10 protein-coding genes and 2 pseudogenes are annotated in these 12,647 nt (G+C 70.0%); 11 read left to right on the top strand and 1 reads right to left on the bottom strand.

The window, feature by feature from the left end:
• Positions 1 to 389 precede the first annotated feature (389 nt).
• The 7 genes and pseudogenes from AB0K09_RS21250 to AB0K09_RS21220 form a co-directional block, all read left to right on the top strand.
• Positions 390 to 827, top strand: coding sequence for a hypothetical protein (locus tag AB0K09_RS21250; RefSeq protein WP_366066947.1), 438 nt, complete (start codon positions 390 to 392; stop codon positions 825 to 827).
• Between the two features lie 264 nt (positions 828 to 1,091).
• Positions 1,092 to 1,904: a F0F1 ATP synthase subunit A gene (atpB, locus tag AB0K09_RS21245; RefSeq protein ID WP_366066946.1), complete on the top strand. Its 813-nt coding sequence runs from the start codon at positions 1,092 to 1,094 to the stop codon at positions 1,902 to 1,904.
• A 79-nt stretch (positions 1,905 to 1,983) separates the two neighbouring features.
• A complete protein-coding gene (gene atpE / locus AB0K09_RS21240) occupies positions 1,984 to 2,226 on the top strand; it encodes an ATP synthase F0 subunit C (RefSeq protein ID WP_020868408.1) in 243 nt (80 codons plus the stop codon).
• 43 nt (positions 2,227 to 2,269) lie between these two features.
• Positions 2,270 to 2,833, top strand: coding sequence for a F0F1 ATP synthase subunit B (locus tag AB0K09_RS21235; RefSeq protein WP_366066949.1), 564 nt, complete (start codon positions 2,270 to 2,272; stop codon positions 2,831 to 2,833).
• Positions 2,830 to 3,645: a F0F1 ATP synthase subunit delta gene (locus AB0K09_RS21230; protein WP_366066945.1), complete on the top strand. Its 816-nt coding sequence runs from the start codon at positions 2,830 to 2,832 to the stop codon at positions 3,643 to 3,645. Before AB0K09_RS21235 ends, AB0K09_RS21230 begins: the two co-directional genes overlap by 4 nt.
• Positions 3,646 to 3,765: 120 nt before the next feature.
• Entirely contained in the window at positions 3,766 to 5,337 is a 1,572-nt protein-coding gene (gene atpA / locus AB0K09_RS21225) for a F0F1 ATP synthase subunit alpha (RefSeq protein ID WP_366066944.1), read from the top strand.
• 4 nt (positions 5,338 to 5,341) lie between these two features.
• A pseudogene (locus AB0K09_RS21220) lies at positions 5,342 to 5,938 on the top strand (FoF1 ATP synthase subunit gamma); the annotation flags it as partial.
• An 11-nt stretch (positions 5,939 to 5,949) separates the two neighbouring features.
• Here AB0K09_RS21220 and AB0K09_RS21215 read toward each other — a convergent pair.
• A pseudogene (locus tag AB0K09_RS21215) lies at positions 5,950 to 6,435 on the bottom strand (HEAT repeat domain-containing protein); the annotation flags it as partial.
• Between the two features lie 333 nt (positions 6,436 to 6,768).
• Between AB0K09_RS21215 and AB0K09_RS21210 the strand changes: the two are divergent.
• From AB0K09_RS21210 to AB0K09_RS21195, 4 genes are all read left to right on the top strand, one after another.
• The gene (locus AB0K09_RS21210; RefSeq protein ID WP_366066943.1) at positions 6,769 to 8,616 is read left to right on the top strand and encodes a 3-hydroxyacyl-CoA dehydrogenase family protein; all 1,848 of its coding nucleotides are present in this window, start codon (positions 6,769 to 6,771) and stop codon (positions 8,614 to 8,616) included.
• 100 nt (positions 8,617 to 8,716) lie between these two features.
• Complete coding sequence (locus AB0K09_RS21205; RefSeq protein ID WP_366066942.1) at positions 8,717 to 9,532, top strand: TetR family transcriptional regulator; 816 nt, start codon at positions 8,717 to 8,719, stop codon at positions 9,530 to 9,532.
• A gap of 367 nt (positions 9,533 to 9,899) precedes the next feature.
• On the top strand, positions 9,900 to 11,240 hold the full coding sequence (gene ccrA, locus AB0K09_RS21200) for a crotonyl-CoA carboxylase/reductase (protein WP_366066948.1): 1,341 nt from the start codon (positions 9,900 to 9,902) through the stop codon (positions 11,238 to 11,240).
• Positions 11,241 to 11,242: 2 nt separating this feature from the next.
• Positions 11,243 to 12,647, top strand: a 1,405-nt coding sequence (locus AB0K09_RS21195; protein WP_366066941.1) for a methylmalonyl-CoA mutase family protein, incomplete at its 3' end; no start/stop codon positions are given.

Here is a 12,647-nt window from a genome sequence, read left to right as displayed (position 1 = left end):
GCCGAGCGGGCTGCACGGCGCGACGGCCGTCGGCGACCGCTCCCGTTTCCCGCAGGCGCGGCGTATCGGCAGCTCCCGCTGAGCGGCTGCCCCCTGCCACGTGTGACATAAAAGTGATGTGAGGGACGGCGGTGAAACCGCCTCCCTAGCAGAGCGGGAGAGGGCTCGTCACCCCGTCGACCAGGGCATTGACCCTTGCGTGTGACGTGCGGCACACGAAGTAGGTAAAGACCTCATCAAATAGTTTGTGATACCGTTCACTAAACCCGGTGCCAGAGCCGAAGGACCGTAGTGCGACGGCCCTTCCTCGCGCGTGCACGCCTCATCCCCGGGGATACGCTCGTCCACGACGAATCGTTGCTTCCGACCTCTCGCCGGAGAAACCCTTCATGCAGTCCAACGACGCCCGAACACTTCTGCAGTGCGCCGTTCCGACCGTCGTGACCGGTGTCATCGCCGTCGTCGCCGGCCTCGCGTTCGCCGGTGGCAAGGGCGCCCTCGGCGCGGCCGTCGGCACCGTCCTCGCGGGCGGGATCATGGCCATGGGGCTGATCATTCTGCACCGCACCGCGAAGCACCTTCCCCATCTCTTCCAGGCGATGGGCCTGCTGCTCTATCTGACGCAGGTCCTGCTCGTCGGGGTCTTCCTCGCGGTGTTCAAGAACACCACGCTCTTCGACACCAAGGCATTCGCCCTCGCGATGCTCGGTGCCACCCTCGTGTGGATCGCCGCACAAACGCGCGCCTACATGAAGGCGAAGATCCTTTACGTCGATCCCGAGTCCGGCGAGGCGAAGAAGTCCGCCGCCGCCGGGTCCCCGTCATGAGTGGTAGGCCCGGGATAAAGCCTCGCGCGCTCACCTGCTATCGTCCGGTGCCATCTGAGGTGCGACGGACGCAGGCAGCCGAATCCCCGAGTCCCAGGGGAGAGAACCGGCCGTTTGTGCAGCTGACGCCTGCGAAGCCTTTCGGCCACCGGCCGACCGGCCGCACCCCAATCCGTAAGACCAGTCCAGTGCCGTTCCGTGGCTGCTCGCCGCGCCGACACAACGAGGTTGCCGTACCTATGCGCCACGCTGAAGGAGCTCGCGGTGAGTGCTGACCAGACGCTGCTCGCCTTCGAGACCGATTGCCACATCTTCGATGGGTGCGGCTTCCCGGCCCCAGGGCTCCACTCGTTCGTCTTCAAGCCGCTGTTCACGATCGGCAGCTTCGAGTTCAACAAGCCGATGCTGCTGGCCGTGCTCGGCACGCTGGTCATCGTGGGGTTCTTCTGGGCGGCGTTCGGCAGGGCCAAGGTCGTTCCCGGCAAGCTCCAGATGATCGGTGAGGCCGGTTACGACTTCGTCCGGCGCGGGCTCGTCTACGAGGCGCTGGGGAAGAAGGAGGGCGAGAAGTACGTCCCCTTCATGGTCTCCCTGTTCTTCTTCGTGTGGATCATGAACCTGTGGTCCGTCATTCCGGTGGCCTCCTTCCCGGTGACGTCGATCATCGCCTTCCCCGCGGGCCTCGCCCTGATCGTCTACGTCCTCTGGATGTTCCTGACCTTCAAGAAGCACGGCTTCGTCGGCGCCCTGAAGAACATCACGGGCTACGACAAGTCGCTCGGCGGGATCCTGCCGGTCATCGTCGTGCTGGAGTTCCTCTCGAACGTCATCATCCGGCCCTTCACCCACGCGGTCCGGCTCTTCGCGAACATGTTCGCCGGCCACCTGCTGCTGCTGATGTTCACCATCGCCAGCTGGTACCTGCTGAACGGCATCGGTGTGCTCTACGCGGGCGCGTCCTTCGTGATGACGATCCTGCTGACCGCCTTCGAGCTTTTCATCCAGGCCGTCCAGGCGTACGTGTTCGTGCTCCTGGCCTGCAACTACGTTCAGGGCGCGCTCGCCGAGCACCACTGAGCAGCCCGTCTCCCCTCCCGTCCATGAGACGTCCGGTGGCCAACCCCCACCGGTCCGTGAAAGAAAAGGAAGAACCGGCATGTCCGCTCTCCAGACCCTCGCCGCCGACGGTGTCACCGGCAACCTCGGTTCCATCGGTTACGGCCTCGCCGCCATCGGCCCCGGCGTCGGCGTCGGCATCATCTTCGGCAACGGCACCCAGGCCCTGGCCCGTCAGCCCGAGGCCGCCGGCCTCATCCGTGCCAACCAGATCATGGGTTTCGCCTTCTGTGAGGCGCTCGCCCTGATCGGCATCGTCATGGGCTTCCTTTTCAAGAGCTGACGAACAGCCGTAACCACCCTCACAGACGGAAGGCACTGATGTGATCGCCCTGATCGCGGCCGAGGAGATGGAGAACCCGCTCCTCCCCCCGATGCCAGAGCTCGTCATCGGCCTCATCGCCTTCGCCATCGTTGTCGGCTTCCTCGCCAAGAAGCTCCTCCCGAACATCAACAAGGTTCTGGAGGAGCGCCGGGCGGCCATCGAGGGCGGCATGGAGAAGGCCGAGGCCGCCCAGGCCGAGGCTCAGCAGGTACTCGAGGACTACCGGGCCCAGCTCGCCGACGCGCGCCACGACGCCGCGCGTCTGCGCCAGGAGGCGCAGGAGCAGGGTGTCGCGCTGATCGCCGAGATGCGGATCGAGGGCCAGCGCCAGCGGGACGAGATCGTCGCCGCCGGCCACGCCCAGATCGAGGCGGACCGCAAGGCCGCCGCCGCCTCTCTCCGCCAGGACGTCGGCCAGCTGGCCATCGACCTGGCCGGCAAGCTCGTCGGCGAGTCCCTGAAGGACTCCGACCGCCAGAGCCGGACCGTCGACCGCTTCCTCGACGCGCTCGACGAGAAGGCGGTCAAGGCGGCCGACACGACGAAGGCCGAGGCGACCCGATGAGCGGCGCGAGCCGGGAGGCACTCGCCTCCGCACGAGACAGCTTCGACGCGCTGCTGGACAACACGTCCGTCGACGCCGCGAAGCTCGCCGAGGAACTGGCCGCGGTCACCGCGCTGCTCGACCGCGAGGTGTCGCTGCGCCGGGTCCTGACCGACCCGGCGCAGCCGGGCGACGCCAAGGCCGAGCTGGCGAAGCGGCTGCTGACCGGCCAGGTGGGCGACGAGTGCGCCGATCTGATCGCCGGCCTGGTCCGCTCCCGCTGGACCGCCTCGCGTGACCTGGTGGACGCGACCGAGGAGCTGGCCGCCGCCGCCGATCTCGTCGCCGCCGAGCGCTCCGGCGCCCTGGACGACGTCGAGGACGAGGTGTTCCGCTTCGGCCGGATCGTCACGTCGGACGCCGCGCTGCGTGCCGCGCTGACCGACCGGGTCGCGGACCGTTCCGCCAAGGCCGCGCTGGTGCGCGAGCTGCTGACGGGCCGGGCCAACCCGGTGACCGAGCGGCTCGTCGTGCGACTGGTGACGCTGCCGCGAGGCCGTAGCCTGGAAGCGGGGCTCACCGCCCTCTCCAAGCTGGCGGCGGACCGCCGGGACCGCATGGTCGCGGTGGTCACGTCCGCGGTGCCGCTGAGCGATCAGCAGAAGCAGCGCCTCGGTGAGGGGCTCGCCAAGCTGTACGGACGGCGTGTCCATCTCAACCTGGACGTGGACCCCGAGGTCATCGGTGGTGTCCAGGTGCGGATCGGCGACGAGGTCATCAACGGCACCATCGCGGACCGGCTCGCCGAGGCGGGCCGACGGATGGCCGGCTGACCAGCCACCAACTCAAGAGCATGTACTGACGGCCCGAGTTGGGCCGACGGTGTCCTCTGGGGGACAGTCCCCAGACCCCCAGAATTACTTCGGGCCCAACAAGGAGAGCAGGGAACCCAGATGGCGGAGCTCACGATCCGGCCGGAGGAGATCCGGGACGCGCTGGAGAACTTTGTCCAGGCGTACAAGCCGGACGCGGCCTCGCGCGAGGAGGTCGGTACGGTCAGCGTTGCCGGCGACGGCATCGCGAAGGTCGAGGGTCTTCCCTCGGCCATGGCGAACGAGCTGCTCAAGTTCGAGGACGGCACCCTCGGTCTCGCCCTCAACCTCGAGGAGCGCGAGATCGGTGCCGTCGTCCTCGGCGAGTTCAGCGGCATCGAGGAGGGCCAGCCGGTGCAGCGCACCGGTGAGGTGCTCTCCGTCGCGGTGGGCGAGGGCTACCTCGGCCGCGTCGTCGACCCGCTGGGCAACCCGATCGACGGCCTCGGCGAGATCGCGACCGAGGGCCGCCGCGCCCTCGAGCTGCAGGCCCCCACGGTCATGCAGCGCAAGTCGGTCCACGAGCCGATGGAGACCGGCTACAAGGCCGTCGACGCGATGACCCCGATCGGCCGCGGCCAGCGTCAGCTGATCATCGGTGACCGTCAGACCGGCAAGACCGCGCTGGCCGTCGACACGATCATCAACCAGCGCGACAACTGGCGCTCCGGCGACCCGAAGAAGCAGGTCCGCTGCATCTACGTCGCCATCGGCCAGAAGGGCTCCACCATCGCGTCCGTGCGCGGTGCCCTGGAGGAGGCCGGCGCCCTCGAGTACACGACGATCGTCGCGGCTCCGGCGTCCGACCCGGCGGGCTTCAAGTTCCTCGCCCCCTACACCGGCTCCGCCATCGGCCAGCACTGGATGTACCAGGGCAAGCACGTCCTGATCGTCTTCGACGACCTGTCGAAGCAGGCCGACGCCTACCGTGCCGTCTCCCTGCTGCTGCGCCGCCCGCCGGGCCGTGAGGCCTACCCGGGTGACGTCTTCTACCTGCACTCCCGCCTGCTGGAGCGCTGCGCCAAGCTCTCCGACGAGATGGGCGCCGGTTCGATGACCGGTCTGCCGATCGTCGAGACCAAGGCCAACGACGTCTCGGCGTTCATCCCGACCAACGTCATCTCCATCACCGACGGCCAGTGCTTCCTGGAGTCCGACCTGTTCAACGCCGGCCAGCGCCCGGCCCTGAACGTCGGTATCTCGGTCTCCCGTGTCGGTGGCTCCGCCCAGCACAAGGCCATGAAGCAGGTCTCCGGCCGCCTCCGCGTGGACCTCGCCCAGTTCCGTGAGCTGGAGGCGTTCGCCGCCTTCGGTTCCGACCTGGACGCCGCGTCGAAGGCCGCCCTGGAGCGCGGTAAGCGCATGGTCGAGCTGCTGAAGCAGGCCCAGTACGCCCCGTACTCCACCGAGGACCAGGTCGTCTCCATCTGGGCCGGCACCACCGGCAAGATGGACGACGTTCCGGTCGAGGACATCCGCCGCTTCGAGCGCGAGCTGCTGGACTACCTGCACCGCGAGCACAAGGGCCTGATGACCAGCATCGTCGAGGGCGGCAAGATGTCCGACGACACGCTGCAGGCCGTCGCCGACGGGATCGCGACCTTCAAGCAGCAGTTCGAGACCTCGGACGGCAAGCTGCTGGGCGAGGGCTGAGCATATGGGTGCCCAGCTCCGGGTCTACAAGAGGCGGATCAAGTCCGTCTCCGCGACCAAGAAGATCACCAAGGCGATGGAGATGATCGCCGCCTCGCGCATCGTCAAGGCACAGCGCCAGGTGGCCGCGTCCACTCCGTACGCCAGTGAGCTCACCCGGGCAGTGACCGCGGTTGCCACCGGCTCCAACACCAAGCACCCGCTGACCACCGAGGTGGACCACCCGGTCCGGGCCGCGGTCCTGCTCGTCACGAGCGACCGCGGTCTGGCCGGCGGCTACTCCTCCAACGCCATCAAGGCGGCGGACAAGCTCACCGAGCGCCTGCGCGCGGAGGGCAAGGAGGTCGTCCACTACATCGTCGGCCGCAAGGGTGTGGCGTACTACGGCTTCCGGGAGCGCCCGGTCGCCGGGTCGTGGACCGGGTTCACCGACAGCCCGACCTACGCCGACGCCAAGAAGGTGGCGGACCCGCTGATCGAGGCCGTCCTCAAGGACACGGCCGAGGGCGGCGTGGACGAGCTGCACATCGTCTTCACGGAGTTCGTGTCGATGATGACGCAGACGCCGGTCGAGAACCGGCTGCTGCCGCTCACCCTCGAGGCCACGGCCGAGTCGACGCACGCCCGGGCCACCGGCCAGCAGTGGTCGCGGGCGGCCAGCAGCCGCTCCAGGGTGGAGAGCAGGGCGGGCACGGACTCGGGGGCCCGTAGTTCGGTCAGCAGCCGGACGGGGTGGACGGCGTAGGCGGTGCGCAGCGGGTTGGTGACGAGGGCGGCGGCGGCGCGGGCGGTGCGGGGGTCGCGCAGGCGGGCCAGGGCGTGGGCGGCGGTCGCGCAGCGCACGGGCTCGCGGTAGTTGAGGAGGAGGACCAGGGTCTCGAAGGCGCGCCGGTCGCCGCGCACGCCGAGCGCGTAGGCGGCGATCTCCCGGGCCCACAGCGGTCGTTCGGGGGCCACCAGGACCTCGGCCAGCTCGTCGCGCGCCGGACGGCCGTCGGCGCGCACCAGCGCGAGCAGCCTCTCGTACGCCGCGAACTCGGCCGGGGAGACCAGTTCGGCCCGGACCCGCTTCAGCAGCGCGCGGAATTCCTCGTCCATGTCCCGCTCTCCTCCCCGAGTGGCCCGCACCACATCGTAAGTCGCGCGCCCTTCCCCTGGCGCTCTTGGTTACCGGTGAGTTAATCTCCGGTCCAGAGCGCTCGCCGCTCGGCGGTCTGGTGACGCAGCCGCCCTCGCATGGACGCCGGTTCGTCGGTTCGGCACCTCCAGTACGGCACGCCCCGGGACAGGGCCCGCCGGTTTCGCACCAATCTCCCCTTCCGTGGGCGCCTTTCGCCGTCCCGGAATCTCCCGAGTCGCCGCGCCCTGCCAGGGGCCCGTCAACCGTCGTCGTCTCCCCCGCGCACGGGGGTCACCCTCTGGAGTCTCGCGATGGACCGTCCGCGCAGCAATGGCGCCCACCCGGCGTCCACACCCGATGCGTCGTCCCAGCTCCCTCCCGCCACTTCCCTCCGGACTGTCGCCGTGGTCGGTCTCGGCACCATGGGCACCGGCATCACCGAACTCCTCATCCGTGCCGGCCGCGAGGTCACCGGCATCGACGTGGACCCCGCGGCGGCCGCGCGGGCGGTCGCCGCGCTGGAGTCGGCCACTGCCCGGGCGGTCGAGCGCGGGCGCGTCACCGAGGAGGAGCGCCGCGCGGCGCTGGCCCGCTTCCGCACCTCGGAGGACCTGCGCGACGCCGCCGGCGCCGATCTGGTGATCGAGGTCGTGCCCGAGGACTACGCCCTGAAGCTGGAGGTCTTCACCGCGCTGGACGCCGTCGTGCGGCCGGACGCGATCCTGGCGACGGGCACCAACGCCCTGTCGGTGACCCGGCTGGCGGCCGACTCGGCGCGCCCCGAGCGCGTGCTCGGCCTGCACTTCTTCAACCCGGCGCCGGCCATGAAGCTCGTCGAGGTCGTCTCCTCGGTGCTCACCGCGCCGAGCGCGGTCGCGGCCGTCACCGGACTGGCCCGCGAGCTGGGCAAGGAGCCGGTCGCGGTGGGCGACCGGCCCGGCTGTGTGGCCGACGGTCTGCTGTTCGGCTACCTCAACCAGGCCGCCGCGATGTACGAGGCGCGCTACGCGACCCGCGAGGACATCGACGCGGCGATGCGGCTGGGCTGCGGGCTGCCGATGGGCCCGCTCGCCCTGCTGGACCTGATCGGCATCGATACGGCCCGCACGGTCCTGGAGGCGATGTACGCCGCGTCCGGCGACCGGTTGCACGCGCCGGCGCCGGTCCTGGGCCAGCTCGCCGCGGCCGGGCTGACCGGCCGCAAGGCGGGCCGGGGCTTCTACACGTACGAGGGACCGGGTTCGGCGACGGTGGTGGCGGACGACCGGACGCCGGCCGCGGCGGACGAGGCGGCGGCCGGCCGGCCGGTGACCTCGGTGGGCGTCGTGGGCTCGGGCACCATGGCGAGCGGCATCGCCGAGGTGTTCGCCAAGGCGGGCTACCCGGTGGTGCTGGCGGCCCGCAGCCAGGAGAAGGCGGACGCCGCGAAGGAGCGGATCGCCGGTTCCCTGGCGCGGTCGGTGGCCAAGGGCCGGATGACGGCCGAGCAGCGCGACGCCGCGCTGGCCGCCGTCACCCCGGCGGGCACGCTGGACGCGCTGGCGGAGGTGGACCTGGCCGTCGAGGCGGTGGCGGAGGACCTTCGGGTCAAGCAGCAGCTGTTCACGACGCTCGACAAGGTGTGCCGGCCGGGCGCGGTGCTGGCCACCACGACCTCCTCGCTGCCGGTCGTCGCCATCGCCCGCGCCACCTCGCGCCCGCAGGACGTGGTGGGCATGCACTTCTTCAACCCGGCGCCGGCCATGAAGCTCGTCGAGGTCGTCCGCACGGTGCTGACGGCCGGCGACGCGCACGCCACCGTCCGGGCGGTGTGCGCCCGGATCCGCAAGCACCCGGTCGACTGCGGGGACCGCGCCGGCTTCATCGTCAACGCACTGCTGTTCCCCTACCTCAACAACGCGATCAAGATGGTCCAGGACCACTACGCATCGCTGGACGAGATCGACGCCGCGATGAAGCTCGGCGGCGGCTATCCGATGGGTCCCTTCGAGCTGCTCGACGTCGTCGGCCTGGACGTCTCCCTGGCCATCGAGCGGGTGCTGCACCAGGAGTTCCGCGAGCCGGGCCTGGCGCCCGCTCCACTGCTGGAGCACCTGGTGGCGGCGGGCTGCCTGGGCCGCAAGACGGGACGGGGTTTCCGCGAGTACGCCCGGCGCTGACCGCACCGTGGCCGATCACGGGACGGGATGGGGCGGACTGCTCGAACCGGCCGGAGGTCCGCCCCGGCACGGCTGCGCGGACGCGTGTTACGTTCCCCACATGTCCCAGCCCGCCAAGTCCGCCCGCGCGCCGCGCGGGGCGGCCACCGAGCCCCCCGACCCGGAGAGCACCGGCTCCCGCCGCGCCGCAGCCCAGCGGCTCACCATGCGCCGCAAACTCGCCGCGGCGGCCATGGAGTTGTTCGCGACGAAGGGCTACGAGGCGACCACGGTCGACGAGATCGCGGCCACGGCGGGGGTCGCCCGCCGGACGTTCTTCCGTCATTTCCGCTCCAAGGAAGAGGCCATCTTCCCGGACCACGACGACACGCTCGTGCGGGCGGCGGGCGTGCTGGAGGCCGCGCCCCCGCACGAGAACCCGCTGGACACCGTCTGCCGGGGCATCAAGGAGGTCATGCGGATGTACGCGGCCTCCCCCGCCGTCTCGGTGGAGCGCTACCGGCTGACCCGCGAGGTGCCCGCGCTGCGTGAGCGGGAGATCGCCTCCGTGGCCCGCTACGAGCGGCTGTTCACCCGCTACCTGCTGGGTCACTTCGACGAGTCGACCACGCACCACGACGACGATCCGCTGCTCGCGGAGGTCGCCGCCTCGGCGGTGGTCACCGCGCACAACCACGTACTGCGGCGCTGGCTGCGCGGCGGCGGCAAGGGCGATGTGGAGGCGCAGCTGGACCACGCCTTCGCGATCGTGCGGGAGACCTTCGGCACCGGCATCGGCGCCGGCCGGGCAGGCGCGGGGGAGCCCCCGGCCGCCCGGGCGCGGGCGCACGGCGAGGTGCTCGTGACGGTGGCCCGCACGGACGCGCCGCTCGGCGACGTCATGCGGGCCATCGAGAAGGCCCTCACCAACAACTGACAGCAAATCCCCCTATAGACAGACATATCGACAACGGCCGTCCCGTCAGGGGCGGCCGTTGTCGCTCATGCGTGCCCTCCGGATGACATCTGAGAGAAATTATTGGCACGCAGTGTCTTGTCGAGTGGCACGCCGTGCCATAGCTTGTCGGTGTCCGGGCGGCCGGCACGCAGAACAACGCGTCGCGTGCCGGCTGTCCCCGCAAGCGACACAAGCGTCTTGTGCGCCCGGACCGCCTCGTCACAGGCGACCCGAGCACCACCCCGCCGAACCGACGGCACCGCCTCTGCACCACCCCGACGTTCCCTCGAGCCGTTTCCCAGACGTGCTTCGCCGGAGGCAAACCGTGAACCACATCCGTGACGCGATCCTCGCGTCGACAGCGTCCGACCGCGGCACCGCCGCCGTCACGAGCGACGACTTCGCCGCGCTGCCCCTTCCCGAGTCCTACCGCGCGGTGACCGTGCACAAGGACGAGGCCGAGATGTTCGCCGGCCTGACCACCCGTGAGAAGGACCCGCGCAAGTCGTTGCACGTCGAGGAGGTGCCGGTGCCCGAACTGGGCCCCGGCGAGGCGCTGGTGGCCGTCATGGCCAGCTCCGTCAACTACAACTCCGTCTGGACCTCGATCTTCGAGCCCGTCTCGACCTTCGGCTTCCTGGAGCGCTACGGCAAGCTCTCGCCGCTCGCCAAGCGCCACGACCTGCCGTACCACGTCATCGGCTCCGACCTGGCCGGCGTCGTGCTGCGCACCGGCCCCGGCGTCAACGCCTGGAAGCCGGGCGACGAGGTCGTCGCGCACTGCCTCTCCGTCGAGCTGGAGAGCGCGGACGGGCACAACGACACGATGCTCGACCCCGAGCAGCGCATCTGGGGCTTCGAGACGAACTTCGGCGGCCTGGCCGAGATCGCCCTGGTCAAGTCCAACCAGCTGATGCCGAAGCCGGACCATCTGTCGTGGGAGGAGGCCGCGGCCCCGGGCCTGGTCAACTCCACCGCCTACCGCCAGCTGGTCTCGCGCAACGGCGCGGGCATGAAGCAGGGCGACAACGTGCTGATCTGGGGCGCGAGCGGCGGACTCGGCTCGTACGCCACCCAGTTCGCCCTCGCCGGCGGCGCCAATCCGATCTGCGTGGTCTCCAGCGAGCAGAAGGCGGACATCTGCCGCTCGATGGGCGCCGAGGCGATCATCGACCGTGCCGCCGAGGACTACCGGTTCTGGAAGGACGAGCACACCCAGGACCCGAAGGAGTGGAAGCGCTTCGGCAAGCGCATCCGCGAGCTGACCGGCGGCGAGGACGTCGACATCGTCTTCGAGCACCCGGGCCGCGAGACCTTCGGCGCCTCGGTGTACGTCACCCGCAAGGGCGGCACGATCGTCACCTGCGCCTCCACCTCCGGCTACAACCACCAGTACGACAACCGCTACCTGTGGATGTCGCTCAAGCGGATCGTCGGCTCGCACTTCGCCAACTACCGCGAGGCGTGGGAGGCCAACCGGCTGATCGCCAAGGGCAAGATCCACCCCACGCTGTCGAAGACCTACAACCTGGAGGAGACCGGCCAGGCCGCCTACGACGTACACCGCAACCTCCACCAGGGCAAGGTCGGCGTCCTCGCGCTGTCCCCCGAGGAGGGCCTGGGCGTCCGCGACCACGAGATGCGGGCCAAGCACCTCGACGCCATCAACCGGTTCCGGAACGTCTAGTCATGACGGAACGTCAGACAGCGTCCGAGCCGAAGGACGCGCCGGCGCCGAAGGCGCGCAAGGAAAAAGACCGTCCCTGGCTGATGCGGACGTACGCCGGCCACTCCACGGCCGAGGCGTCCAACGAGCTCTACCGGCGCAACCTCGCCAAGGGCCAGACCGGTCTGTCGGTCGCCTTCGACCTGCCCACGCAGACCGGTTACGACCCCGACCACGTCCTCGCCCGCGGCGAGGTCGGCCGGGTCGGGGTCCCGGTCTCCCACCTCGGCGACATGCGCCGGCTGTTCCAGGACATCCCGCTGGAGCAGATGAACACCTCCATGACCATCAACGCCACCGCCATGTGGCTGCTGGCCATGTACCAGGTGGTCGCCGAGGAGCAGGGCGCCGATGTCACCCGGCTCCAGGGAACGACGCAGAACGACATCGTCAAGGAGTACCTCTCGCGCGGGACGCACGTCTTCCCGCCGGGGCCCTCACTGCGGCTGACCACCGACATGATCTCCTACACGGTGGCGCACATCCCGAAGTGGAACCCGATCAACATCTGCAGCTACCACCTGCAGGAAGCGGGGGCCACTCCGGTCCAGGAGATCGCGTACGCGATGTCCACGGCCGTCGCGGTGCTGGACGCGGTGCGTGATTCGGGGCAGGTGCCCGCGGAGAAGTTCGGCGATGTGGTCGCCCGGATCTCGTTCTTCGTGAACGCGGGCGTCCGGTTCGTCGAGGAGATGTGCAAGATGCGCGCCTTCGGCCGCATCTGGGAGAAGGTGACCCGGGAGCGGTACGGGGTGGAGAACCCCAAGCAGCGCCGCTTCCGGTACGGCGTGCAGGTCAACTCCCTCGGGCTGACCGAGGCGCAGCCGGAGAACAACGTCCAGCGCATCGTGCTGGAGATGCTCGCGGTCACCCTCTCCAAGGACGCCCGGGCCCGGGCCGTCCAGCTGCCCGCCTGGAACGAGGCGCTGGGTCTGCCGCGCCCGTGGGACCAGCAGTGGTCCCTGCGCATCCAGCAGGTGCTGGCCCATGAGAGCGATCTGCTGGAGTACGAGGACATCTTCGCCGGCTCGCATGTGATCGAGGCCAAGGTCGAGGGGCTGGTGGCCGAGTCGCTGGCGGAGATGGAGCGCATCCAGGGGATGGGCGGGGCGATGGCGGCCGTGGAGTCGGGCTACCTCAAGGCCCGGCTCGTCGCCTCGCACGCCGAGCGCCGGGCCCGCATCGAGTCCGGCGAGGAGAAGATCGTCGGCGTCAACTGCTACGAGACGACCGAGCCCAATCCGCTCACCGCGGACCTCGACCCGGGCCCGGTGGCCCGGGTGAGGGGGAGGACGTCATGCGACAGCGAACGGAACGGGCGCGCGGCACGAGGGGGCGCAGGAGACGGGTCGCCGCGGCGGCGGTGGT

This window comes from Streptomyces sp. NPDC049577, from assembly GCF_040675635.1.
Lineage (GTDB): Bacteria > Actinomycetota > Actinomycetes > Streptomycetales > Streptomycetaceae > Streptomyces.
The sequence above is the reverse complement of the archived record's forward strand: the minus strand, read 5'-3'. Positions and strand labels throughout refer to the sequence as shown.